This window comes from Pseudomonas sp. Z18(2022) (assembly GCF_036346535.1).
Classification (GTDB): domain Bacteria; phylum Pseudomonadota; class Gammaproteobacteria; order Pseudomonadales; family Pseudomonadaceae; genus Aquipseudomonas; species Aquipseudomonas yamanorum_A.
On sequence record NZ_JAOTOA010000009.1, the window covers coordinates 159,184 to 184,836 of the forward strand.

Below are 25,653 nucleotides of genomic sequence, written 5' to 3' on the forward strand. Positions count from 1 at the left end.
GAAACACAAGGCAACGCATGACCCGAGCCATCGATTTTTCGGCAGTCGACGGACGGGTGTATAAAGACACCCCGAAAAACCATGAACCCACGGCGAACCGCTGTGCCGGGCTGTTTCATGGGTTTTCCCGATGTCAGGTGGCGCCACATACACGTAGGAAATACCTGTAGGCAGCGACCATTTGTCGCAGATCTTATTCTTTGTTGATTGAACGTTCAATCAAAACAAAATAGACTGGCCCACAAGCCGACGGACGTTTATCGCCCGTTGGCAGGCCTAAGGAGAGGTGCACGATGCCCAAGGTCGGTATGCAACCCATACGCCGCCAGCAGTTGATCGAAGCCACATTGACTGCGGTCGATCAGGTCGGAATGGGGGATGCCAGCATTGCACTGATCGCCCGTCTGGCCGGTGTCTCGAATGGCATCATCAGTCACTATTTTCAGGACAAGAATGGCCTGATCGCCGCCACGATGCGGTACCTGATGAACGTCCTGATCGAGAACGTCACCGAGCGCCGGTTGGCGCTGAAAGATGACAGCCCGCGGGCGCATCTTCAGGTGATCATCGAAGGCAACTTCGACGCCAGCCAGGTCAACGGCCCGGCGATGAAAACCTGGCTGGCCTTCTGGGCCACCAGCATGCACCACCCGTCATTGCACAGGTTGCAGCGGATCAACGATCACCGCCTGTATTCCAACCTGTGCTGCCAGTTCCGCCGCGCGCTGCCGCTGTCCGATGCACGCAGCGCAGCCCGAGGCCTGGCGGCCCTGATCGACGGTTTGTGGTTGCGCGGCGCCCTGTCGGGAGACGCTTTCGACACGGAGCAGGCGCAACGGATCGCTTACGAATACATGGATTTCCAATTGGCCAAGCAGGTGAGTTAGAGCACACATAGACGCTCAACTCCCGAACCGCGCCAACCACTTATGCACTTGCGAGGACTTTATGGCCCGTTTCGAACTGCAAAAACTCTACATTGACGGCGGCTACTCCGACGCTGGCAGCGATGCCACTTTCGAAGCCATCAACCCGGCTAACGGTGAAGTTCTCGCCAACGTGCAACGCGCCACTAAAGAAGACGTCGAGCGCGCTGTGGTCAGCGCCGAAAAGGGCCAGAAAATCTGGGCCGCCATGACCGCCATGGAGCGTTCGCGCATCCTGCGTCGCGCCGTCGATATCCTGCGTGAGCGCAACGACGAACTGGCCGCCCTGGAAACCCTGGACACCGGCAAGCCGTACTCCGAAACCCAATACGTCGACATCGTCACCGGCGCCGACGTGCTGGAATACTACGCAGGCCTGGTGCCCGCCATCGAAGGCGAGCAGATCCCGCTGCGTGACACGTCGTTCGTCTACACCCGTCGCGAGCCACTGGGCGTGGTCGCCGGTATCGGCGCGTGGAACTACCCGATCCAGATCGCCCTGTGGAAATCCGCCCCGGCCCTGGCCGCCGGTAACGCGATGATCTTCAAGCCAAGCGAAGTCACCTCGCTGACCACCCTGAAACTGGCTGAAATCTACACCGCCGCCGGCGTTCCGGATGGCGTGTTCAACGTGCTGACCGGCAGCGGCCGTGAAGTCGGCACCTGGCTGACCGAACACCCGCGCATCGAGAAAGTCTCCTTCACCGGCGGCACCGACACCGGCAAGAAAGTCATGGCCAGCGCTTCGAGCTCGTCGCTCAAGGAAGTCACCATGGAACTGGGCGGCAAATCCCCGCTGATCATTTTCGACGACGCCGACCTCGACCGCGCCGCTGACATCGCGATGATGGCCAACTTCTACAGCTCGGGCCAGGTCTGCACCAACGGCACGCGCGTGTTCGTTCCGACCGCCCTCAAAGGCGCGTTCGAAGCCAAGATCGCCGAGCGTGTTGCGCGCATCCGCATCGGCAATCCGGAAGATGCCAACACCAACTTCGGCCCGCTGGTCAGCTTCGCCCACATGGAAAGCGTGCTGGGCTACATCGCCAAAGGTAAAGAAGAAGGCGCACGCGTCCTGTGCGGCGGCGACCGCCTGACCGACGGCGAATACGCCAAGGGTGCCTACGTTGCACCGACCGTGTTCACCGACTGCACCGACGACATGACCATCGTCCGTGAAGAAATCTTCGGCCCGGTGATGAGCATCCTCACCTACGACACCGAAGAAGAAGTGATCCGCCGCGCCAACGACACCGACTTCGGCCTGGCCGCTGGTTTGGTGACCCGCGACCTGAACCGCGCTCACCGCGTGATTCATCAGCTGGAAGCCGGTATCTGCTGGATCAACGCCTGGGGCGAGTCCGACGCGAAGATGCCGGTGGGTGGCTACAAGCAGTCGGGTGTTGGCCGTGAAAACGGGATCAGCTCGCTGAACAACTTCACCCGCATCAAATCGGTACAGGTTGAGCTGGGCGACTACGCCTCGGTGTTCTAAAACCTGATTGAGCCTGGCATGGCCCATGTGGCGAGGGAGCTTGCTCCCGTCGGGCTGCGAAGCAGCCCCATGCCAGGTACCGCAGTTCTTTCAGACAGAACTCGAGCGCTGACTTTGCGACTGCTGCGCAGTCGAACGGGAGCAAGCTCCCTCGCCACAAAAGCAGCCTGAACCAACTTTCACGAGGGTGCATTCAATGTCCCAAGAATACGACTACATCATTGTGGGTGCCGGCTCCGCCGGTAACACCCTGGCGACCCGTCTGACCGAAGACGAAGGCGTCACCGTCCTGCTGCTGGAAGCCGGCGGCCCGGACTACCGTCTGGATTTCCGTACCCAGATGCCCGCCGCCCTGGCGTTCCCGCTGCAAGGCCGTCGCTACAACTGGGCCTACGAAACCGATCCAGAGCCACACATGGACGGCCGCCGGATGGAATGCGGTCGCGGCAAGGGCCTCGGCGGCTCTTCACTGATCAACGGCATGTGCTACATCCGCGGCAACGCGATGGACTACGACAACTGGTCGAAACTCCCGGGCCTGGAAAACTGGACCTACCTCGACTGCCTGCCGTATTTCCGTAAAGCCGAAACCCGCGACATCGGCCCGAACGACTACCACGGTGGCGAAGGCCCGGTCAGCGTGACCACACCCAAGGCCGGCAACAACCCGCTGTTCCACGCGATGGTTGAAGCAGGCGTACAGGCCGGCTACCCGCGTACCGAAGACTTGAACGGCTACCAGCAGGAAGGCTTCGGCCCGATGGACCGTACCGTGACGCCGAACGGCCGTCGCGCCAGCACCGCTCGCGGTTACCTGGACACGGCCAAGAAGCGCTCGACGCTGACCATCGTCACCCACGCACTGACCGACAAGGTGCTGTTCGAAGGCAAGCGCGCCGTTGGCGTGCGCTACCTGATCGGCGCCGCCGAAGAACGCGTTGAAGCCCGCGCCCGCAAGGAAGTCCTGGTGTGCAGCGGCGCAATCGCTTCGCCGCAACTGCTGCAACGCTCCGGCGTCGGCCCGGCGAAACTGCTGGAAAGCCTCGATATCCCGGTGGTCCACGACCTGCCGGGCGTCGGCGAAAACCTGCAGGATCACCTCGAGCTGTATCTGCAATACGCCTGCACCCAACCGGTGTCGCTGTACCCGTCGCTGCTCTGGTACAACCAGCCGGCCATTGGTGCCGAGTGGCTGTTCAACGGCACCGGCATCGGCGCCAGCAACCAGTTCGAAGCGGGCGGTTTCATCCGTACCCGTGAAGAATTCGATTGGCCGAACATCCAGTACCACTTCCTGCCGGTAGCGATTAACTACAACGGCAGCAACGGTGTTAAAGAGCACGGTTTCCAGGCGCACATGGGCTCCATGCGTTCGCCGAGCCGTGGTCGCGTGCAGTTGAAGTCGAAGAACCCGCGGGAATACCCGAGCATCCTCTTCAACTACATGGCCACCGAGCAGGACTGGCAGGAATTCCGCGACGGCATCCGCCTGACCCGTGAAATCATGCAGCAACCGGCACTGGATCAATACCGTGGCCGCGAAATCAGCCCGGGCATCGACGTGCAGACCGACGAGCAACTGGATAAATTTATCCGCGAGCACGCCGAGACCGCGTTCCACCCGTCCTGCTCGTGCAAGATGGGCACCGACGAGATGGCCGTGGTTGACGCTGAAGGCCGTGTGCATGGCATGCAGGGTTTGCGCGTGGTTGATGCCTCGATCATGCCGATCATCACCACCGGTAACCTGAACGCGCCGACGATCATGATCGCCGAGAAAATCGCCGACAAGATCCGTGGCCGCAAGCCACTGCCGCGCAGCACGGCGGACTACTACGTAGCGGGCGACGCGCCGGTGCGTGGCAAGCCGATGCGTGAAGTGGGTCCTACCGCGCAGTAACTGATACACCGAGGTGCCTGCATCGCAGGCAAGCCGGCTCCCACATTTGACTGTATTCACAAACCAAAAATGTGGGAGCGGGCTTGCCCGCGATGAGGCCCTGTCTGACACCGCAAGACCTCCCGCCTGCCTACACTTTCCTTGATCCGCTCCCCGCCCCAGGCCTACTCTGTTTGCCTGCCCGCGCCGAGCCGCCCACAAGGAAGGCCCCATGTTCGACCACCACGCCACACTCAAAAAGCAGTTCAGTGCCCTGCGCACCACCGCCGAATTCTTTTCCCTGCGCTATGTCCGCGAATCCGGCCAGTACCTGTCGGTACGCAAGAACGTCGCCGAGCCGCCCAGCCTGAGCCAGGACGAAGGCGTGATGCTCACCGTGCGCCTCAACGGCGTCGAAGCCTACGCCGCCACCCACGATATTTCCCTGCCCGGCCTGCAAGCCGCCCTTGAGCGCGCCGAACAGCAAGCTCGGCGGATCTTGCCCCACGCCCTGCTCGACCTGCGGGACCAGCCGGTGTCCAGCGATGTCGCCGACTACCTGTCGCCGAACCTCGACCAACCCTTCCCGTCCCTGAGCGATTGCTACCAACTGCTGGGCGCCGAATCGGCCGCCGTGCCCAAGGACGAGCGCCTGGTGAACTGGGAAGTCAGCCTGGGCATCACCCACGTCGAACAGATCTACCTCAACAGCGCCGGCGCCGAACTGCGCCAGGCCCAGCGTTTTGTATTCCCCGGCGTCAACGTCACCGCCTACGACGGCAACGACAGCCAGACCCGCACCCTGGGCGGCACCAACTTCGGTCAGCAAGGCGGCTTTGACGTGATCAGCCGCTTCGGCCTGGTGGGCGCGGCCCCGAAAGTCGCCGACAGCGCGCTGCAATTGCTGTTGGCACCCAACACGCCCAACGGCCAGCGCGACCTGCTGCTGATGCCCGACCAGATGATCCTGCAGATCCACGAATCCATCGGCCACCCGCTGGAGCTGGACCGCATCCTGGGCGACGAGCGCAATTACGCCGGCACCAGCTTCGTCAAGGCCAGCGACTTCGGCCACCTGCAATACGGCTCCAGCCTGCTCAACGTGACCTTCGATCCGGACATTCCCGAGCAACTTGCCAGCTACGGCCATGACGACGACGGCACCAAGGCCACCAAGCAGTTCCTGATTCGCGAAGGCCTGTTGCTCAAACCGTTGGGCGGAGCACTCTCGCAATATCGCTCCGGCATGCAAGGCGTGGCCAACAGTCGCGCCTGCAGCTGGAACCGCGCGCCGATCGACCGCATGGCCAACCTCAACATCGAGCCCGGCGACAAGAGCATGGCGCAGCTGATTGGCGGTATCGAGAACGGCATCCTGATGTCCACCAACCGTTCCTGGTCGATTGACGATGCGCGCAACAAATTCCAGTTCGGCTGCGAGTGGGGCCAGTTGATTGAAAACGGCGAGCTCAAAGGCGTGGTGAAAAACCCCAACTACCGCGCCATTTCTGCGCAGTTCTGGCGCAACCTCAGCGCCGTGGGCGATGCCGGTACCTCGCGGGTCCTGGGCACGCCAAACTGCGGCAAGGGCGAACCCAACCAGGTGATCCGCGTCGGCCATGCATCGCCGGCCTGCGTATTCAGCAACATTGATGTATTTGGAGGAGACGCCTGATGCACACATTCAAGGCGCTGGTGGATTGGCTCAAGCAGGCCATCACCGAGACAGAACAATTCCACCTCGGTTACGCGGCAGAGTCGTCCGAGTTCGTGCGTTTCAATCACGGCAAAGTACGCCAGGCCGGCCAGGTGCAGCAGGCCAGCGTGAACCTCAAGCTGATTGACGGCGGGCGCCATGCCGACCTCGGCATCACCCTCGCGGGCGAGCCAGAGCTGGACCGCCAGCGCCTGGCCGCCGGCCTGCAACAACTGCGCGAGACCTTGCCGTTGCTGCCCCAGGATCCGTACCTGCTGCTCAATCACAACGCCTGGCAAAACAAGGACCAGCAGGACCGACCGCTGCCGGACCTGGGCCAGGTGCTGGAAGCAATCAGCCAGGCCGCCGAAGGTGTGGACATGGTCGGCTTCTACGCCGCCGGCCCTATCAGCCGTGGCTTTGCCAGTTCGTCAGGCGCCTTCGGTTGGCACCAGGCCAACAGCTTCAATTTTGACTTCAGCCTGTTCCACACCAACGGCGAAGCGGTAAAAGCCAGCTACGCCGGTAACGAGTGGGACAGCGCGGCCTTCGCCCTGCGTTTCCAGCAGGCCCGCGAGCAACTGGAATTCCTCGGCCGCCCGCTGCACCCGCTGGCACCCGGGCAATACCGCGCCTACCTGGCGCCGGCGGCCATGGAAGAGATCATCAGCATGCTCACCTGGGGCGGGTTTTCCGCACAGGCCATCGCCAGCAAGGGCAGCCCGCTGCAGCGCCTGTATGCCGGCGATCAAGCGTTGAGCCCGCTGGTGACGGTGGACGAACAGGTCAGTGGCTCTTTGAGTTCGGCATTTTCCCGTGACGGTTATCCGCGCAGTGACGTGAAGCTGATCAGCGGCGGCAGGGCCGAAGGCCAACTGGTGAATTCCCGCAGCGCCGCCGAATACGGGTTAAGCACCAACGGCGCCAGCAGCGATGAATCCCCAAGCGCGTTGCAGATGGCGGCCGGCAACCTGGCCCAGGCCGATATCCTCAAGCAGTTGGGCACTGGCCTGTACATCAGCAACCTGTGGTACCTGAACTACTCCGACCAGCCCGCCGCGCGCCTGACGGGCATGACCCGCTTCGCCACGTTCTGGGTCGAAGACGGCGAGATCAAGGCACCGGTCAGCACCATGCGTTTTGATGACAGCGTGTACAGCCTGCTGGGTTCGCAGTTGGAGGCATTGACCGCTGATCGGGAATTGCTGTTGTCGGCGAGTACGTATAGCCAGCGCAATACCTCGTCCAACCTATTACCGGGCGCCTTGGTAAAACGGCTGACCCTGACCCTTTAACTCATACGTAGCAGCTGTCGAGCGCAAGCGAGGCTGCGTCAGCGGTGTATCAGACACACCGCGGACGCAGCCTCGCTTGCGCTCGACAGCTGCTACGCACGACGCCTCCTACAGCTGAATCCATTCTCCACCTGCGATCCCTCTCTTCCTGCGCCACCCCGTTGTGGCCCATCAAAAACCTCGTTATAAAGGTTGGTGGCACCTAGCCACGTCCGCGCGGTAAAAAAACTCAAACAACACCCCGCCGTCCTCAACCCACTTGCACGCAAGTGATGCATGACCTTGCCCGGGATAGGGCAAGCTGGAGCGTTGACATGAACCATGGAAGTTTTGTCATTGAGAAGCTGTTCAAGCACTACAACGTTCACGTAGAGCAGCTTGGTAACAACCCAGAGAAAAAAACCGTGCTGTTGGTCAATGGCGCGCTGTCCACCACCCGCTCGTTCGCGCGCACCAGCAAGTGCCTGTCGGAGCACTTCAATGTGCTGATGTTCGACCTGCCGTTCTCCGGCTATTCGCGCCCGTACAACACCGACCTGGACCTTGTGACCAAGGACGATGAAGTGCAGATCCTGCGGGCACTGGTGGAGCGCTTTCAGGTCAACCACCTGGTATCTGCCTCGTGGGGCGGGATTTCCACGCTGCTGACCCTGGCCCATAACCCGCCGTCCATTGAAAGCTCGGTGGTGATGGCCCTGGCGCCCAACCTCAACCAGGCCATGCTCGAATACGTAGAACGGGTGCGCGTGCTGATCGAGGCCGATGACAAATCCGCCGTCGGCCATCTGCTGAATGAAACCGTGGGCAAATACCTGTCACCCCGGCTCAAGCGCAACAACCACCGGCACCTGTCGACCATGGCCACCACCGAGTATCGCCAGGCACGTTTCCATATCCACCAGGTGCTGGCCCTCGGTGACGGCAACTACCTGCCGCAACTGAGCCAGATCGAAACCCCGGTGCACTTCCTCAACGGCGTACTGGACGAGTACACCCCGGCAGATGAAGCCCAACTGTTTAAAAAATACGTGGGCCGCAGCAGCTTCGCCACCGCCGAACACACCGGCCATTTGCTCGACCTGGAATCCCGCGAAGCGGCCCTGGCAGTGCACCGGGCGCTGCTCGACTTCCTGGTGGGGAAAGACGTGGCGTTGTCGGATATAGACGAAGCGCCAGTGGGAAAAGGAGCTGCCGATGGCGCATAATCGCCGACACATAGGCTGCTAACAAAAAAAGGTAACTCATGCCGAATCGCACCCCTCTCGATGCCAAGACCGCCCGCTGGCTACCCTGGGTGGTAGCGATTGCCTTCTTCATGCAGTCGCTGGATGGGACGATTCTCAACACTGCATTGCCGGCCATGGCCCGAGACCTGGCGGAGAACCCCTTGCGCATGCAAGGCGTGGTGATCGCCTACATGTTGACGGTGGCCTTGCTGATTCCCGCCTCGGGCTGGGTGGCCGATCGCTTCGGCACCAAGAAGATTTTCTTCGGCGCGATCATGCTGTTCAGCATCGGCTCTCTGCTCTGCGCACTCTCCAGCACGCTGACCATGCTGGTGGGCGCCCGGGTCATCCAGGGCCTGGGCGGCGCCTTGATGTTGCCGGTGGGCAGGCTGGTGGTGCTGCGCGCGTACCCGCGTTCGGAGCTGGTGCGGATCATGGGCTTCATCACCATTCCCGGGCTGCTCGGCCCGTTGCTCGGCCCGACCATGGGCGGCTGGATGGTGCAATACCTGACCTGGCACTGGATCTTCCTGATCAACCTGCCGGTGGGCATCATCGGCTGCTACGCCGTGTGGAAATTCATCCCCGACCTGCGGGGCAGCGAGCGCACGCGGTTCGATGGCGTGGGCTTCCTGTTGTTCGGCGCGGCGATGGTGCTGATCACCATCGCCATGGAAGGCCTCGGCGAATTGCACCTGCCGCACCTGCGCGTGATGTTGCTGCTGTTCGGCGGCCTGGCGTGCCTGGCGGCGTATTGGCTGCGAGCCGGGCATATCGATAACCCGCTGTTCTCGCCGGTACTGTTCAAGACCCGGACCTTTGCCGTGGGCATCCTCGGCAACCTGTTCGCCCGCCTGGGCAGCGGCGCCCTGCCGTTCCTGGTGCCGCTGCTGTTGCAGGTGGCGCTGGGTTACTCACCGTCGGAAGCCGGGATGAGCATGCTGCCCCTGGCGGCGGCGGCGATGTTTGCCAAGTCCATCGCCCGGCCGCTGATCGAGCGCCTGGGCTACCGCGTAGTGCTCACCGGCAACACCCTGGCGCTGGGCATCATGCTGGCGAGCATGGGCCTGGTCAGCGAACACACGCCCTACCCGTTGCTGCTCGGCATGCTGGCGATCCTGGGGGCGATCAACTCGCTGCAATTTACCGCGATGAACACCGTGACCCTGATCGACCTCGACGACGCCCAAGCGAGCAGTGGCAACAGTTTGCTGTCGGTGGTGGCGCAGTTGTCCCTGAGCCTGGGCGTGGCCTGCGCCGGTGCGCTGCTGGGTGGTTTTACCGCCGAAGTGGGCAACGACGGGGTCGACACCGTGCTCGGTGCGTTCCAGCTGACCTTCGTCACTGTAGGCATCATGGCGATGCTGGCGGCGGCGATCTTCCTGCAACTGTCGCCAAAAGACGGCAAACGGGTGGTCAGCCGCGAGCACGACATCGAGCATTAACAGGCTTCTCGTCTAGAACTTGCGGGGAAAATCCTTCGGGACTGGTACACTGCGCGACATTTTGTTTTGCAGAGCCAGTCCCGTGACTACCATCGCCACCGCTTTTAATACTTTGCCCCTGTCCGCCGCCATGCTGGCTAACCTCGACTCGCTGGGTTATGTCGAGATGACGCAGATCCAGGCGCAAAGCTTGCCGGTGATCCTCAAAGGGCTGGACCTGATTGCCCAGGCCAAGACCGGCAGCGGCAAGACCGCCGCCTTCGGTATCGGCCTGTTGAACCCGATCAACCCACGCTACTTCGGCTGCCAGGCGCTGGTGATGTGCCCGACCCGCGAGCTGGCCGACCAGGTCGCCAAGGAAATCCGCCGCCTGGCCCGTGCCGAAGACAACATCAAGGTTCTGACCCTGTGCGGCGGCGTGTCCCTCGGCCCGCAGATCGCTTCCCTGGAACACGGTGCCCACGTCATCGTCGGCACCCCGGGCCGCATCCAGCAGCATTTGCGCAAGGGTTCGCTGGTTCTGGACGGTTTGAACACGCTGATCCTCGATGAAGCCGACCGCATGCTCGACATGGGTTTCTACGACGCCATCGAAGACATCATCAGCAAGACCCCGGCCCGCCGCCAGACCCTGCTGTTCTCGGCCACCTACCCGGTGAGCATCAAGCAGCTGGCCTCGAAATTCATGCGCGCGCCACAACAGGTCAAGGCCGAAGCGTTCCACTCGGACGACCAGATCGAGCAGCGCTTCTACGAGATTTCCCCGGAAGAGCGCATGGACGCGGTGACCAAGGTCCTGGCGCATTTTCGTCCGGCTTCCTGCGTAGCCTTCTGCTTTACCAAGCAGCAAGTGCAGGAAACCGTCGACCACCTGACCGCCAAGGGCATTTCCGCTGTCGGCCTGCATGGCGACCTGGAACAGCGCGACCGTGACCAGGTGCTGGCGATGTTCGCCAACCGCAGTACTTCGGTACTGGTCGCCACCGACGTGGCCGCCCGTGGCTTGGACATTGATGCACTGGACATGGTGATCAACGTCGAACTGGCCCGCGACTCGGAAATCCACATCCACCGCGTGGGCCGTACCGGCCGTGCCGGTGAGACCGGCATCGCTATCAGCCTGGTTGCACCGTCCGAAGCCCACCGCGCCCAGGCCATCGAGCAGTTGCAGAAATCGCCGCTGAACTGGGACCAGTTGGACAACCTCAAGCCTCAGAGCGGCGGCCCGTTGCTGCCGGTGATGAGCACCCTGTGCATTGCCGCTGGCCGTAAAGACAAGGTTCGCCCGGGTGACATCCTTGGCGCATTGACCGGTGACGCCGGGATTCCCGGTGCCCAGGTCGGCAAGATCGCGATCTTTGATTTCCAGGCGTTCGTGGCCGTGGAACGCGGGATCGCCAAGCAGGCGCTGCAGCGTTTGAATGACGGCAAGATCAAAGGCCGTTCGTTGCGCGTGCGCATCCTGTAAAAACACCGCGTTCCTGTTGAAGGAACCGAATCAATGTGGGAGCTGGCTTGCCTGCGATAGCATCAACTCGGTCTGACAGACAGACCGAGTCGGCTGCATCGCAGGCAAGCCAGCTCCCACATTTGATTGCATTTCAGATCAGTATTTTTTTGAGGACATTGCTGTGCGTTCGACCGAAGTTGTGATCATTGGCGCCGGCGCCGCAGGCTTGATGTGCGCGCTGACCGCCGCCGGGCGTGGGCGCAAGGTGATGCTGATCGACCACGCGAACAAGGCCGGCAAAAAAATCCTGATGTCCGGCGGTGGCCGCTGCAATTTCACCAATATGTACACCGAGCCGGCCAACTTCCTGTCCCACAACGCGCACTTCTGCAAGTCCGCCCTGGCCCGCTACACCCAGTGGGATTTCATCGGGCTGGTGGCCAAGCACGGCGTGCCGTACCACGAAAAAAAGCTCGGCCAGCTGTTCTGCGACAACAAGTCCAGCGACATCCTCGGGATGCTGCTGGATGAGTGCATCCAGGTGGGCGTGAGCATGCACCTGGACACCTCGGTGCAGGAGATTGCCAAGGTCGAGAGCGGCTATCAGCTGCAAACCACCCTGGGGGAGTTGCGCTGCGAGTCGTTGGTGATCGCCACGGGCGGGCTGTCCATTCCGACCCTGGGGGCCACCGGGTTTGGTTACCAGGTCGCCAAACAGTTCGGCCATGAACTGCTGCCCACCCGCGCCGGGCTGGTGCCGTTCACCATCACCGACCAGCTCAAGGAATTGTGCGGCGAGCTGTCCGGCACGTCCGTGGACTGCCTGGTGAGCTGCAACGACCAGAGCTTTCGCGAGAACATCCTGTTTACCCACCGAGGTCTGAGCGGGCCGGCGATTTTGCAGATTTCCTCGTACTGGGAACCCGGCGACACCGTGGAAATCAACCTGTTGCCCGACCACGACGCCCACGCCTGGCTGCAGGAGCAACAGGTGGAGCGCCCGAACAGCGAGCTGAAAACCCTGCTGGGCGAGATCTTCACCAAGAAGATGGCCAACCTGCTGGCCGAAACCTGGTTCGTTTCCAAGCCGATGAAGCAGTACACCCACGCCGAGATTGCCGACATCGCCGGCAAACTGGGGAGTTGGCAGCTGGTACCGGCGGGCACCGAAGGCTATCGCACCGCCGAGGTCACCCTGGGTGGGGTGGACACGCGGGAAGTTTCGTCCAAGACCATGGAATCCCTGAAAAGCCCCGGTTTGTACTTTATCGGGGAAGTGTTGGATGTGACCGGTCACCTGGGTGGGTTCAACTTCCAGTGGGCGTGGGCTTCCGGGTATGCCGCGGCACAATTTGCCTGATTCAAGGATGTACTCGGTCAAACTGTGGGAGCTGGCTTGCCTGCGATGAGGCCGGCACCTTCAACATCCTGATTGACTGACACACCGCCATCGCAGGCAAGCCAGCTCCCACATTGGTTTGGGGTGTTCTTGAGAGAATGCCTGTAATAAATTTTGCTGTTGGATGTGATCGCCACGCTTGCCGTGGCGTCATTACTGGCTCAATTTAGCGACATCGTCCCGGAAGACCCCAGACTTCATGTCATCGACCTCCTTCAAGCAGTCCATGCGGCGCCTTTGGGCACTGGATAAGTTCAGTTACAGCGTACGGGTATTCATCGCCCTGACCGGCAGCATGGCGCTGTGCTGGTACCAGAATGAAATGGCGCTGCTGATCCCGTTGTTCCTGGGGATTATCGCCAGCGCACTGGCCGAGACCGATGACAACTGGCAAGGCCGCCTCAACGCCCTCGCCGTGACGCTGGTGTGCTTCAGCACCGCCGCGCTGTCCGTCGAACTGCTGTTCCCCTACCCATGGATCTTCGCGATTTTCCTGGCGCTCTCAAGCTTCGGCCTGACCATGCTCGGCGCGCTGGGCGAGCGCTATGGGGCGATTGCTTCGGCCACCCTGATTCTGTCGGTCTACACCATGATCGGCGTGGACCAGCGCGGTGGCGCCGTTACCGACTTCTGGCATGAACCCTTGCTGCTGGTGGCTGGTGCTGCCTGGTACGGCGCGCTCTCGGTGTTGTGGCAGGTATTGTTTTCCAACCAGCCGGTGCAGCAGAGCCTGGCACGGCTGTTTCGCGAGCTGGGGCGTTACCTCAAGCTCAAGTCGTCGCTGTTCGAGCCGATCCGCCAGCTGGATGTGGAAGCGCGGCGCCTGGAACTGGCCCAGCAAAACGGCCGGGTGGTGGCGGCGCTGAACGCCGCCAAGGAAATCATCCTGCACCGCGTCGGCAATGGCCGCCCGGGCTCCAAGGTCAGCCGCTACCTCAAGCTGTACTTCCTGGCCCAGGACATCCACGAACGCGCCAGCTCCTCGCACTACCCTTACAACGCCCTCGCCGAAGCCTTCTTCCACAGCGACGTGCTGTTCCGCTGCCAGCGCCTGCTGCGCCAGCAAGGCAAAGCCTGCCAGACCCTCGCCGAATCGATCCAACTGCGCCAGCCGTTCGTCTATGACGACAGCTTCGCCGAAGCCCTGGGCGACCTGAATGCCTCCCTGGAACACCTGCGCATCCAGAGCAACCCGGCCTGGCGCGGCCTGCTGCGCTCCCTGCGCGCCCTGGCGGCCAACCTCTCGACCCTGGACCGCCTGCTGGGCGACGCCGCCAACCCCGACAGCCTGGCCGATGCCACCGACAGCAGCCTGCTGGACCGTGCACCGCGCAACCTCAAGGAAATGTGGACACGCCTGCGCACGCAGCTGACGCCGACGTCCTTGCTGTTCCGCCACGCCCTGCGTCTGCCCCTGGCGCTGAGTATCGGCTACTGGATGGTGCACTTGATCCACCCGTCCCAGGGCTACTGGATCATTCTCACCACGCTGTTCGTGTGCCAGCCGAACTACGGCGCCACCCGGCGCAAGCTGGGCCAGCGGATCATCGGCACCGCCATCGGCCTGACCATCGCCTGGGCGCTGTTCGACCTGTTCCCCAACCCGCTGATCCAGTCGATGTTCGCCATCGCCGCCGGCCTGGTGTTCTTTATCAACCGCACCACCCGCTACACCCTGGCGACCGCGGCGATCACGCTGATGGTGCTGTTCTGCTTCAACCAGGTGGGCGACGGCTACGGGCTGTTCCTGCCGCGGCTGTTCGATACCTTGCTCGGCAGCCTGATCGCCGGGCTGGCGGTGTTCCTGTTCCTGCCGGACTGGCAAGGTCGACGCCTGAACAAGGTGCTGGCCAACACCCTGACCTGCAACAGCATCTACCTGCGCCAGATCATGCAGCAGTACGCCGCCGGCAAAAGCGACGACCTGGCTTACCGCCTGGCCCGGCGCAACGCCCACAACGCCGATGCGGCGCTGTCCACCACCCTGGCGAACATGTTGATGGAGCCGGGGCACTTCCGTAAGGAAGCGGACGTGGGGTTCAGGTTCCTGGTGCTGTCACACACGCTGCTCAGCTACCTGTCGGGGCTCGGTGCACACCGGGAAACCCAGCTGCCGGCCGAGATGCGCGAGCACTTGATCGAAGGTGCGGGCAAGACGCTGGCGGCGAGCATCGACGAGATCGCCACGGGGCTGGCCAACAAGCAGCCGATCGCGATCCAGAGTGATGCGGAGGAAGCGTTGGCGGTAGAGCTGGAGCAGATGCCGGATGAGATTGATGAGGGGCAACGGTTGGTGCAGACGCAATTGGCGTTGATCTGCCGGCAGTTGGGGCCGTTGCGCACCTTGGCGGCTCACCTGATCAAAGACACCAGCGAGGCCTGAATCGCTATCGCAGGCAAGCCAGCTCCCACAGTTGACCGAGTTCCACCTTTGAAGTGCGGCCAACTGTGGGAGCCGGGCTTGCCCGCGATGGGGCCATTAGCCTCACTACATCCCATGCTGCTTCATCAACCGCGCATAACTGCCATCCGCCTTCATCCTGACAATCTCCCGATCAAACCCGGCAACAATCTCCTCATGCCGGGGATTTTTCAGGCTGACCAGAATGTGCAGGCTGTTTTCGCTCAGCGGCACCGGCAGGAACTCCACCGCATTGCGCACAGCGGCCGATTCCCGAGCCAGGTAGTAGCGGGCAACGAACTCATCCTCCACCGTCAACCGCACCCGCTGCGCCGCCAGCATGCGCACGGCCATGGCGAAGTTATGCACCGGGACTTTCTGCAATTGCGGATCGGCATCGAACGCCGCCGAGTAGGCGTAACCGCGCACCACCGCGATGGGGTAGTCGTGGAGTTGCTGCAGGTTCTGGTATTCGATGGAATCGTCACGGCGCTTCAGAAACAACACCCGGTTGAGCAGATACTCGTCAGAAAACTGCCCCAATTGCGTACGCGCATCGTCGTACCAGGCATTGACCAGCACATCGTACCGCCCATCGCCCACGCCCATCAGCGCCCGGGCCCAAGGCACCTGTTCAAACTCACTGGCGTAGCCGGCGCGGGCCAGGGCGGTGGTCACGAGGTCGGTGGCCAACCCGCCATTGACCAGGGTGGAGTCAGTAAACGGCGGCCAGGCATCCGCCACCAGGCGCAAGCGTTCTGCCGCCGCCGTCTGGGCCAGCAACAACAAACCGATCAAAGCAACGGCACGAGAAAATCGCGGCATGCTCAAGTCCTTGGCGGGCATTCTATGGCCTGACCCCGGGGGCAAACCCGAGGATTTAACAGTAGCTCATCAATGAGCCTGCCCTGCAGATTACACAAAGAAGACAGCCGCGAACGCACTGAATGATGGCAAATTGACGCCACTCACAAAAAATCGCAATTTAGACACTCGTCGCCTGCACGCTTACTATCCTGAGCAGACAATTAGCCGAGAGAACACCATGACAGTCGAATGGGTCTGCAAACACCACAGTGACCTGGGCAAGGAGCAGCTCTACGCCATTTTGCGCCTGCGTTCGGAGGTCTTCGTCGTCGAGCAGAAATGCGTGTACCAGGACATCGATGGCCAGGACCTGGACGGTGACACCCATCACCTGATGGCCTGGGATGACGGTCAGTTGCAAGCCTACCTGCGCCTGCTTGACCCTGAATCACAGGGCGGTGATGTGGTGATTGGCCGGGTGATTGTCGCGCCGGGCGCACGGGGCACCGGGCTGGGCCACCAGATGATGGATGAGGCCCTCCGGCAGGCCGAGAAGCAATGGCCTGAGGTGCCGATCTATCTGTCGGCCCAGGCGCATCTGCAGGGGTATTACGGGCGGTACGGGTTTGTGGTGGCGGGTGAGGAGTACCTTGAGGATGACATTCCACATATAGGCATGCGCCGCGCTTAGAACGCCATCGCGGGCAAGCCCGGCTCCCACATAAGCACTCGATCAACTGTGGGAGCCGGGCTTGCCCGCGATGGCGTCGGGACAGGCAACCGGTGTCTCAGGGGTAACCCAACACCTGTTTAATGCTCGCCAGGTTCGCCTCGATCCAGCGCCGATCAATTGCGCCCCAATCACGAATCCGATAGCGCCCGGCATGATTGCGAGCGCCATCTTCCTGTTCAAACTCACACACAATGTCCAGGTCCGCCAACGCCGCAATCGTGTCCTGGGCGGTGCGCCGGGGCATGCCCGTGGCCTCGGTCAGCGCCGGGACGCTGCTGGCCAACTGGCTGTCGATCAGGTACGCCACGTACAGGCGCCGGTAGAAGCTGCTTTTGGTCTTGCTCACATCCATGCTCGATCGCCTTTGAAGGTCAGGGCTTGCCCTGCAGGTCCCGCCAGGTCAGGTACACCCGCAGGTCAAATTCCACCTGATGGTAGCCCGGCAACATGTATTCACAGAGTTTGTAGAACGCCTTGTTGTGGTCCGATTCCTTGAAGTGCGCCAGTTCGTGGACCACGATCATCCGCAGAAACTCCGGCGCGGCTTCCTTGAACAGCGAGGCGATGCGGATTTCTTTCTTCGACTTGAGGTTGCCCCCCTGCACCCGGGAGATGGTGGTGTGCAGGCCGAGGGCTCGGTGGGTCAGGTCCAGGCGGTTATCGAACAACACTTTGTCGATGGCCGGCGCGTTGCGCAGGTGTTCCTGCTTCAGGGCCTGGGCGTAGCTGTACAGGGCTTTGTCGCTCTGCACGCCGTGCCGTTCAGGGTAGCGCTGCGTCAGGTAGTCGCCCAGTTGGTCCTTGGCAATCAACTGGCGCACTTGTTCCTGCAATGCTGCGGGGTAGGCCTGGAGGTATTTCAGCGCGGTCATGGGGTCAACAACGGGTATTTGAATAGGCGCCAGTGTAGCGAATTCAGCGTAGCGCTGCGCGCAGGCGCCAGTTGGCGATTTCATCGGCCATCAACGGCGGCGCCACCTGCGGTCCCTGGATGAACTGACAGCCGTTGGCTTTGAGCCATTGCGCCTGCTCCTGGGTCTCGACGCCCTCGGCAATCACCAACAGGTCGAAATGCCGGCAGAGTTCGATAATGCTCTTCGCCATCGCCGCATCCCGGGAAGAGCCGGGCAGCCGTGCGATCAGCTTGGGGTCGAGCTTGAGGGTGTCGAACTCCAGGTCCCGCAGGTGGGCCAGGGAGCAGTTGCCCGCGCCGAAGTCATCGAGGGCAATCCGCACGCCGGCCTGGCGCAACAGCTTGAGCTGCTTGGTGGACTCTTCCAGGTTGTGCATCAGGCTTTCTTCGCTGACCTCCACCTCAAGCTGGCGGCCTTGCAGCCCATGTCGCTCCAGCACCTGCTGCAGCTGGCCAGCCAGGTTCGGCATGTTGAACTGGCTGCTGCTCAAGCTCACGCTCAGCACCAATTCATCACTGAACACGGCCTTCCATGCCTGCCGCTGGGCGGCCACCTGCTGGTAGATCCAGGTGCTCAACTGACTGATCAGCCGCGCCTCTTCCAGCAACGGCAAAAACAGCCCCGGCGGCACATCGCCGACACTCGGATGCTGCCAGCGCAACAGCGCCTCCACGCCCCGCAGATGGCCGTCGTGCAACGACACCTGCGGCTGGTACACCAGGGTGAAATCCTTGCTCTCGATGGCGCTGCGCACGCTGTCTTCGAGCATCAGCCGCGAGCGGGCCCGGCCATTCATTTCCTGATCGTAATAACGATATTGCTGACGCCCGGCGCGCTTGGCTTCGTACATGGCGACGTCCGCCGCCCGCAGCAGGCCATTGAGGTCCGAGCCGCAGTCCGGGAAGGTGGCGATGCCGATACTGACGCCGAGCATCACATCCAGGCCGTCGACCTGCTGACAGATCGACACCCGTTCGATCAGTTTTTCCGCAATTTTCGCCGCCTGCTCCGGAAATTCCAGCTCCAGCAGCGCGGTGAATTCATCCCCGCCCATGCGCCCGAGAATGTCGTAGGAACGCAGGCACGCCTTCAACTGCTCCGAGACCCAGCGCAACACCCGGTCACCGGCGTCGTGCCCCAGGGAATCGTTGACCCGCTTGAACCCGTCCAGGTCCAGGTACAGCAGCACCAGCGACTGCTCGTTACGCTCACTGCGCAACAGCACATTGTCTACCGCCTGGTGAAACCCACGCCGGTTGAGCAGGCCGGTCAGCGGGTCGGTGACCGCCTGGAACTCCAGCTGCTGATGCAGGTGGCGCACCTCGGACATGTCCAGCACGGTGACCACCATGGCTTTCTGCTCGGCCGGCAACGGCGCGCACGACATGGCCACCGGCAGTTGCTGGCCCGGCGCGGTGCGCAGGATCGCATCGTGCAGGCGCCAGGTTTCGCCGCGCTTGTAGCCTTCATACAAGGCCGAGTCGGCCCAGCCGGGCACATGGGGTTTTTGCAGGAACCCGAGGAACTCGGCGCCCTGAATCTGCGCCACCGGCGCATTCAGCAATCGCGAAATGGCCGGGTTGGCGTAGCTGATCACTCCGTCTTCGCCCACCACCAGGATGCCTTCGGCGGCGTTGTCCAGCACCGAGGCATTGAAGGCCCGGGCCGACTCCAGGTCATGGCTCAAGCGCTGCAGGGCACGGCGGTTGCGCTGGTGCTCCAGCAGGGCATGGACCTTGGGCTTGAGGATATTGGGGTCGAAGGGTTTGAGCAGATAGTCGATGGCGCCGCTGGCATAGCCCTCCAGCATCGCCGCCGGCGACTGGGCGTGGGCGCTGAGAAAGATGATCGGGGTCATCTGCGTGCGCTGGCTGCCCCGCATCAGGCGGGCCACCTCGAACCCGTCCATGCCGGGCATCATCACATCCAGCAACACCAGGTCGACGTCGTGCTCGAGCAGCAATCCCAGGGCTTCAACCCCGGACGCTGCGGTTACCACATACCAGTCTTCACGCTGCAATAGCGCACGCATGCTGATCAGGTTTTCGGGATAGTCATCGACCACCAAAAGCACTGAACAACCATCGCGGGGCTTGATTGGAGCGCATTCCATTGCTGCTTCTCTGTCGTCGGCGTCACTCCGGTCATTTTTGCGACAAAACCGGATAAACAATAAGGACTCACTCTAGCCCCGGATCCCTTAAAGCAGAAGCCATGACGGTGCCATCATGACGCCAAAGTTCAGGCAACCGACTAACGGTCGGTGTCTACAGCCCGCGATTTACGGGAAACATGGCTTTTTGACATTTACCTGGCGCCAACAAACCGCCACAAAATCATTAACAATCCATTTCCAGCCACCTATAAAGAAAGTGCCAGCTCTCGAGCCGCAACCTTCTCTCCCTGTTTAAGGCGCTTTCAATGATTGATCTGTCCACCTGGAACCTGAGCATCCCCGTCGGCTCCCCGCCCTCGACCATCGACACCCCGAAACTGCTCAGTGGGTTCAAGGACCAATACTTTCAGGCCGAAGGCAGCAGTGTGCAGTTCTGGACCCCGGTCACCGGCACACGCACCGAAAACGCGGTTTACCCCCGCAGCGAACTGCGGGAAACCTACGCCGATGGCCGCCTGCGCAACTGGCTCTACAGCGACGCCGACAACTTCCTGCGCGCCACGTTGGCGGTGAACCAGGTGCCGTCGTCCGGCAAGATCGTCATCGGTCAAATCCACGCCTATGACAGCCAGAAACCGCTGATCAAGGTCGAGTATCAGTACAAGGAAAAAACCCAGACCGGCAACATCGTCGCCAAGGTGCGCATGCGCCCCACTGAAGATGAAGGCCGGGTGATCATCGTTGCCGAAAACGTACCGCTGGACCGCAACTTCACCTACGTCATCCACCTGAATAAAGCCGGCCTGTTGAGTGTCGACGCCGCCAGCGGGCAATGGAACGAACGCATTGGCGCCGCGTGGGGCAAGCAACCGCTGTACTTCAAGGCCGGCGCCTATGTGCAGGACAACAGTGGCAACAGCAAGGAAGGCGCCCGGGTGACATTTGCCAAGCTGGACATTGACCACGACTGACGCTGATTCGCTTCAGCGACCGGTCCCACGACGCTTTAGGACAGAACCGCGACCCAGGGTCTCGACTTTCTTGTAGGACAATCCGAGTATGGCGCCGCGCACGCGCACTACCCCCTATAAGAAAGTCATGGAGACTGCCCAATGCCCTTTTCCCGCACCCTGCTCGCCCTCTCTCTGGGCATGGCTCTGCTGCAAAACCCGGCCTTCGCCGCCCCGCCACTGTCGATGGCCGACGGGGTGGCCCAGGTCAATATCCAGGACAGCAATGCCTGGGTCGAAATCAACAAAGTCGCCTTCGAAAACAACATCCGCACCCTGCAAGCCAGCCTCGCCGACAAGTCGAAAATCTGCGCCGTGCTCAAGGCTGATGCCTACGGCCACGGCATCGGCTTGCTGATGCCTTCGGTGATCAAACTGGGCGTACCCTGCGTCGGCATCGCCAGCAACGAAGAAGCCCGCGTGGTCCGTGAAAGCGGCTTCAAGGGCCAACTGATCCGCGTACGCACCGCCGCCCTGAGCGAACTGGAAGCCGCGCTGCCATACAACGTCGAGGAACTGGTGGGCAACCTGGACTTCGCCGTACGCGCCAGCCTGATCGCCGAAAACCACGGCCGCCCGCTGGTGGTACACCTGGGCCTGAACTCCAGCGGCATGAGCCGCAATGGCGTGGAAATGACCAGCGCCCAGGGCCGCCGCGACGCCGTAGCGATCACCAAGGTGCCGAACCTGCAAGTGAAGGCGATCATGACCCACTTCGCCGTCGAAGACGCCGCCGACGTGCGCACCGGCCTCAAGGCGTTTAACGAGCAGGCCAACTGGCTGATCAACGTCGCCCAACTCGACCGCAGCAAGATCACCCTGCACGCCGCCAACTCCTTCGCCACTTTGGAAGTGCCCGAGTCGCGGCTGGACATGGTGCGCCCGGGCGGGTTGTTGTTTGGTGACACCGTACCGTCGTTCACCGAATACAAGCGGGTGATGCAGTTCAAGTCCCACGTGGCTTCGGTCAATAGCTATCCGAAGGGCAACACCGTGGGTTATGACCGCACCTACACCCTGGCGCGGGATTCGAAACTGGCGAACATCACCGTGGGTTATTCCGACGGCTACCGCCGGGCGTTTACCAACAAGGGCGTGGTGCTGATCAACGGCCATCGCGTGCCGGTGGTGGGCAAGGTGTCGATGAACACGCTGATGGTGGATGTCACCGACGTGCCGACCGTGAAGAGTGGTGATGAGGTGGTGTTGTTCGGCAAGCAAGGCGCGGTTGAGACCAGCCAGGCGGAAGTTGAAGACATCAACGGGGCGTTGCTGGCGGATCTGTATACGGTGTGGGGTAACTCGAATCCGAAGGTGTTGGTGGAAAACTAAGTCCCCACCTATGCGTAGGTATCGTCCTATAGGACCTGCGGATCATTCGGTGATTAACACAATCGCTTAAACACCACTTATCCCTGTGGGAGCCGGGCTTGCCCGCGATGGCGGTGTATCAGTCACAGAATAAGTTGGCTGACCCACCGCCATCGCGGGCAAGCCCGGCTCCCACATGGGTTCGGTGTGTCCTACAGGGCCGTTGCGGTGAATCGGGGCGCCGCTTCACCCCTTGCACCGAAACAGCCACCGAATACCCCGTACTCCTGATCGACAGCGAAGCTCCGCTACCGGACCTGAACGCCTGCCTGCGCGAACGCCTCAACACCGCCCGCATCCTGGTGCAGGACGTTAGCGACGTATTCCGCGTCATCGAATACCGCGGCTTCGACACACCCACAGTCGCCTGACCAGATTTCAGCCACAAAAAAGCCCGCATCGCTGCGGGCTTTTTCATTAACGCGTAGGGCTTAGTTGACCTTGGCGTTCAACTCACCTTTCAGGTAACGCTGGTACATCGCTTCCAGCGAGATCGGCTTGATCTTCGAAGCGTTGCCCGCCGTACCGAAGGCTTCGTAACGCGCGATGCACACGTCACGCATGGCAGTCACGGTAGCGCCGAAGAATTTACGTGGGTCAAATTCGCTCGGGTTGGTGGCCATCAGGCGACGCATCGCACCGGTGGAGGCCAGGCGCAGGTCGGTGTCGATGTTGACCTTGCGCACGCCGTACTTGATGCCTTCAACGATTTCTTCAACCGGCACGCCGTAGGTTTCTTTGATGTCGCCGCCGTACTGGTTGATGATCGCCAGCCACTCTTGCGGTACCGAGGAAGAACCGTGCATCACCAGGTGGGTGTTGGGGATGCGTTTGTGGATTTCCTTGATGCGGTCGATCGCCAGCACGTCGCCGGTAGGTGGCTTGGTGAACTTGTAGGCGCCGTGGCTGGTGCCGATGGCGATGGCCAGGGCATCAACCTGGGTCTTCTTGACGAAGTCGGCAGCTTCTTCCGGGTCGGTCAGCATCTGGCTGTGATCCAGCACGCCTTCGGCGCCGATACCGTCTTCTTCACCGGCCATGCCGGTTTCCAGGGAACCCAGGCAGCCCAGCTCGCCTTCAACCGAAACGCCGCAGGCGTGAGCCATGGCCACGGTTTGTTGGGTAACACGTACGTTGTATTCGTAGTCGGTCGGGGTCTTGCCGTCTTCGCCCAGGGAGCCGTCCATCATCACCGAGCTGAAGCCCAGTTGGATGGAGCGCTGGCACACGTCAGGGCTGGTGCCGTGGTCCTGGTGCATGCACACCGGGATGTGCGGGAATTCTTCGATCGCGGCGAGGATCAGGTGACGCAGGAACGGGGCGCCGGCGTATTTGCGCGCACCGGCCGAGGCCTGGACGATCACTGGAGAGTCAGTCTTGTCAGCGGCTTCCATGATGGCGCGCATCTGCTCAAGGTTGTTGACGTTGAAGGCTGGAACGCCATAGCCGAATTCGGCTGCGTGGTCCAACATCTGGCGCATGCTGATAAGTGCCATTGTGAGTCTCTCTCCCGGTCGAGGGTCGTTAATCGTGCAAGCCTGCCGTAGCGGCGGCTGCTATTCAAGTTATTGAAGGTCAGGCTTTCAAAGCCTGGCCTGCTGAATCGTTATTGCTGTCAGGCGACTGACGCTATCGCCGGCAAGCCGGCTCCTACAGGTGATCGCGGCGTGTTATTGAGCTTTACAGCCGCGCCCGATCAAATCATCGGTGGCAACCCAGTAAACCAGGCCTTCCTCACCTTTTGTGTGAAACGCCAACTGGCCGTCGCTGTACAGCACGCCCGAGGCCGCCACTTCCTGCTTGAGGCGGTAAACCTGGTCCGAACCACCCAGGCGTACATCCACCTGCGTGCGGCCCTGGTCGGCAAAGCGCCAGTTGACTTGCGCCTGGCTGTCACACGTCCAGGTGGTCCACTTGTCCGCTGGCTCGGCCTGCTTGTCGAACATGTTCAGGTTGGTGCATCCGGCCAATAAAGCCAGTGCTGCCAGGGCGAAAACGCCTTTCATTGCCAATCCTCAAGCGGCGACCTGGGGCCACCGCTGCTGTCGGTTATTGAATCAGACCCGTCAAGGGCAACCCTGTTCCTGACCTTTGGGCGGGGAATCGTATTTCTCCAACCCGTCGGGCCCGATGCGCTTGTTGATCACCGGCATGGTTTCGGCTTGCCAGTCAGCCTGGTAGCAACTCTTTTGCCGCGCCGCCCCGGCCTTTTCAGACTCCGGCGGCGTTTTCGGCGCGCTGCCGCAGCCGGCCAACAGGCCTGCTGCGATCACCAGTGCCAACGACTTGATCATCGGAATGCTCCTTTTCCTCAGCAAGTGCCTTAGCCCTTGGCCCGGCTTTCCAGCACTTCTACGGCCGGCAGTACCTTGCCTTCGACGAATTCGAGGAACGCACCACCACCGGTAGAAATGTAGGAGATCTGGTCAGCAACGCCATATTTATCGATGGCCGCCAGGGTGTCGCCACCACCGGCAATCGAGAAGGCCGAGCTTTCAGCGATGGCGTGGGCCAGCACTTTTGTGCCGTTGCCGAACTGGTCGAACTCGAACACGCCCACCGGACCGTTCCACAGGATGGTCTGGGACGATTTCAGCAGTTCAGCGAAGTTCGCTGCAGTTTGCGGGCCGATATCCAGGATCATGTCGTCGGCGGCCACATCAGCGATCAGCTTGACGGTGGCTTCGGCGCTTTCCGCAAATTCCTTGGCCACTACCACGTCCACCGGCAGCGGTACGCTGACCTTGGCGGCGATGGCGCGGGCGGTGTCCAGCAGGTCCGGCTCGTACAGCGATTTGCCCACCGGATGGCCGGCAGCGGCCAGGAAGGTGTTGGCAATGCCGCCGCCGACGATCAGTTGGTTGCAGATCTGGCTCAGACTGTTGAGTACGTCGAGCTTGGTGGACACCTTGGAGCCGGCAACGATGGCGGCCATCGGTTGGGCCGGAGCGCCCAGGGCCTTGCCCAGTGCGTCCAGTTCAGCAGCCAGCAACGGGCCAGCTGCGGCGACTTTGGCGAACTTGGCCACGCCGTGGGTCGAACCCTCGGCACGGTGAGCGGTGCCGAAGGCGTCCATCACGAACACGTCGCACAGGGCAGCGTATTGCTGGGCCAGTTCGTCGCTGTTCTTTTTCTCGCCCTTGTTGAAGCGCACGTTTTCGAACAACACGATGTCGCCAGCCTTCACGTCCACGCCGTTCAGGTAGTCGGCCACCAGCGGCACGTCGCGGCCCAGGGCCTTGCTCAGGTACTCGGCCACAGGCTTGAGGCTGTTTTCTGCCGAGAACTCACCTTCGGTCGGGCGACCCAGGTGGGAGCAGACCATCACAGCCGCGCCTTTTTCCAGGGCCAGCTTGATGGTCGGCAGCGAGGCCAGGATTCGCGCATCGCTGGTGACGACACCGTCCTTGACTGGGACGTTGAGGTCTTCGCGGATCAGTACGCGCTTACCTTGCAGATCGAGGTCGGTCATCTTCAACACGGTCATGGG

The 25,653-nt window shown here is 61.8% G+C and carries 21 protein-coding genes and 1 pseudogene; 14 read left to right on the plus strand and 8 right to left on the minus strand.

Annotated features, from left to right (window positions below):
• The first annotated feature begins 293 nt into the window (after positions 1–293).
• The 10 genes from betI to yccS all read left to right on the plus strand — a co-directional run bounded on the left by betI (position 294) and on the right by yccS (position 15,194).
• Positions 294–887: a transcriptional regulator BetI gene (betI, locus tag V3W39_RS19320; protein WP_177043168.1), complete on the plus strand. Its 594-nt coding sequence runs from the start codon at positions 294–296 to the stop codon at positions 885–887.
• Positions 888–948: 61 nt separating this feature from the next.
• Complete coding sequence (gene betB, locus V3W39_RS19325) at positions 949–2,421, plus strand: betaine-aldehyde dehydrogenase (protein WP_177043167.1); 1,473 nt, start codon at positions 949–951, stop codon at positions 2,419–2,421.
• A gap of 196 nt (positions 2,422–2,617) precedes the next feature.
• Positions 2,618–4,321 (plus strand): choline dehydrogenase, encoded by a 1,704-nt coding sequence (betA, locus tag V3W39_RS19330; protein WP_177043166.1) that lies wholly within the window; start codon positions 2,618–2,620, stop codon positions 4,319–4,321.
• 211 nt (positions 4,322–4,532) lie between these two features.
• Entirely contained in the window at positions 4,533–5,975 is a 1,443-nt protein-coding gene (locus tag V3W39_RS19335; RefSeq protein WP_330213136.1) for a TldD/PmbA family protein, read from the plus strand.
• Positions 5,975–7,291, plus strand: coding sequence for a TldD/PmbA family protein (locus tag V3W39_RS19340; protein WP_330213137.1), 1,317 nt, complete (start codon positions 5,975–5,977; stop codon positions 7,289–7,291). Before V3W39_RS19335 ends, V3W39_RS19340 begins: the two co-directional genes overlap by 1 nt.
• Positions 7,292–7,605: 314 nt before the next feature.
• A complete protein-coding gene (locus tag V3W39_RS19345) occupies positions 7,606–8,496 on the plus strand; it encodes an alpha/beta fold hydrolase (RefSeq protein WP_177043163.1) in 891 nt (296 codons plus the stop codon).
• 38 nt (positions 8,497–8,534) lie between these two features.
• On the plus strand, positions 8,535–9,962 hold the full coding sequence (gene mdtD, locus V3W39_RS19350; protein ID WP_177043162.1) for a multidrug transporter subunit MdtD: 1,428 nt from the start codon (positions 8,535–8,537) through the stop codon (positions 9,960–9,962).
• A 130-nt stretch (positions 9,963–10,092) separates the two neighbouring features.
• The gene (gene dbpA, locus V3W39_RS19355) at positions 10,093–11,430 is read left to right on the plus strand and encodes an ATP-dependent RNA helicase DbpA (RefSeq protein WP_237151081.1); all 1,338 of its coding nucleotides are present in this window, start codon (positions 10,093–10,095) and stop codon (positions 11,428–11,430) included.
• A gap of 163 nt (positions 11,431–11,593) precedes the next feature.
• Positions 11,594–12,772: an NAD(P)/FAD-dependent oxidoreductase gene (locus tag V3W39_RS19360; protein WP_177079272.1), complete on the plus strand. Its 1,179-nt coding sequence runs from the start codon at positions 11,594–11,596 to the stop codon at positions 12,770–12,772.
• A 238-nt stretch (positions 12,773–13,010) separates the two neighbouring features.
• A complete protein-coding gene (gene yccS, locus V3W39_RS19365; RefSeq protein WP_177043160.1) occupies positions 13,011–15,194 on the plus strand; it encodes a YccS family putative transporter in 2,184 nt (727 codons plus the stop codon).
• A 105-nt stretch (positions 15,195–15,299) separates the two neighbouring features.
• On the opposite strand, the gene V3W39_RS19370 is transcribed toward yccS, so the two are convergent.
• Complete coding sequence (locus V3W39_RS19370) at positions 15,300–16,037, minus strand: substrate-binding periplasmic protein (protein WP_330213138.1); 738 nt, start codon at positions 16,035–16,037, stop codon at positions 15,300–15,302.
• Positions 16,038–16,257: 220 nt separating this feature from the next.
• On the opposite strand from V3W39_RS19370, the gene V3W39_RS19375 reads away from it, so the two are divergent.
• A complete protein-coding gene (locus V3W39_RS19375) occupies positions 16,258–16,710 on the plus strand; it encodes a GNAT family N-acetyltransferase (RefSeq protein WP_177043158.1) in 453 nt (150 codons plus the stop codon).
• Between the two features lie 97 nt (positions 16,711–16,807).
• Here V3W39_RS19375 and V3W39_RS19380 read toward each other — a convergent pair whose 3' ends face one another.
• Genes V3W39_RS19380 through V3W39_RS19390 form a run of 3 tightly spaced genes read right to left on the minus strand, consistent with a single transcriptional unit; the run spans position 16,808 to position 19,779 of the window.
• The gene (locus V3W39_RS19380; protein ID WP_177043157.1) at positions 16,808–17,104 is read right to left on the minus strand and encodes a winged helix-turn-helix domain-containing protein; all 297 of its coding nucleotides are present in this window, start codon (positions 17,102–17,104) and stop codon (positions 16,808–16,810) included.
• 19 nt (positions 17,105–17,123) lie between these two features.
• A complete protein-coding gene (locus V3W39_RS19385) occupies positions 17,124–17,624 on the minus strand; it encodes a M48 metallopeptidase family protein (protein ID WP_010167569.1) in 501 nt (166 codons plus the stop codon).
• Between the two features lie 43 nt (positions 17,625–17,667).
• Positions 17,668–19,779 (minus strand): putative bifunctional diguanylate cyclase/phosphodiesterase, encoded by a 2,112-nt coding sequence (locus V3W39_RS19390; protein ID WP_177043156.1) that lies wholly within the window; start codon positions 19,777–19,779, stop codon positions 17,668–17,670.
• A 308-nt stretch (positions 19,780–20,087) separates the two neighbouring features.
• On the opposite strand from V3W39_RS19390, the gene V3W39_RS19395 reads away from it, so the two are divergent.
• The 3 genes and pseudogenes from V3W39_RS19395 to V3W39_RS19405 form a co-directional block, all read left to right on the plus strand.
• Positions 20,088–20,753: a polysaccharide lyase family 7 protein gene (locus V3W39_RS19395; RefSeq protein ID WP_177043155.1), complete on the plus strand. Its 666-nt coding sequence runs from the start codon at positions 20,088–20,090 to the stop codon at positions 20,751–20,753.
• A 141-nt stretch (positions 20,754–20,894) separates the two neighbouring features.
• A complete protein-coding gene (alr, locus tag V3W39_RS19400) occupies positions 20,895–22,124 on the plus strand; it encodes an alanine racemase (RefSeq protein WP_330213139.1) in 1,230 nt (409 codons plus the stop codon).
• Between the two features lie 218 nt (positions 22,125–22,342).
• Positions 22,343–22,534: pseudogene (locus V3W39_RS19405) on the plus strand (fructose-bisphosphate aldolase); the annotation flags it as partial.
• Positions 22,535–22,594: 60 nt separating this feature from the next.
• Here V3W39_RS19405 and fba read toward each other — a convergent pair.
• The 4 genes from fba to V3W39_RS19425 form a co-directional block, all read right to left on the minus strand.
• A complete protein-coding gene (fba, locus tag V3W39_RS19410) occupies positions 22,595–23,659 on the minus strand; it encodes a class II fructose-bisphosphate aldolase (RefSeq protein ID WP_003177554.1) in 1,065 nt (354 codons plus the stop codon).
• Between the two features lie 174 nt (positions 23,660–23,833).
• Positions 23,834–24,169, minus strand: coding sequence for an MliC family protein (locus V3W39_RS19415; RefSeq protein WP_330213140.1), 336 nt, complete (start codon positions 24,167–24,169; stop codon positions 23,834–23,836).
• Between the two features lie 60 nt (positions 24,170–24,229).
• Positions 24,230–24,457, minus strand: a complete 228-nt coding sequence (locus V3W39_RS19420) for a hypothetical protein (protein ID WP_177043152.1) — start codon at positions 24,455–24,457, stop codon at positions 24,230–24,232.
• Between the two features lie 29 nt (positions 24,458–24,486).
• Positions 24,487–25,650 carry a phosphoglycerate kinase gene (locus V3W39_RS19425; RefSeq protein ID WP_102605030.1) on the minus strand — a complete coding sequence of 388 codons (1,164 nt, stop codon included), beginning with the start codon at positions 25,648–25,650 and terminating at the stop codon, positions 24,487–24,489.
• Positions 25,651–25,653 lie beyond the last annotated feature (3 nt).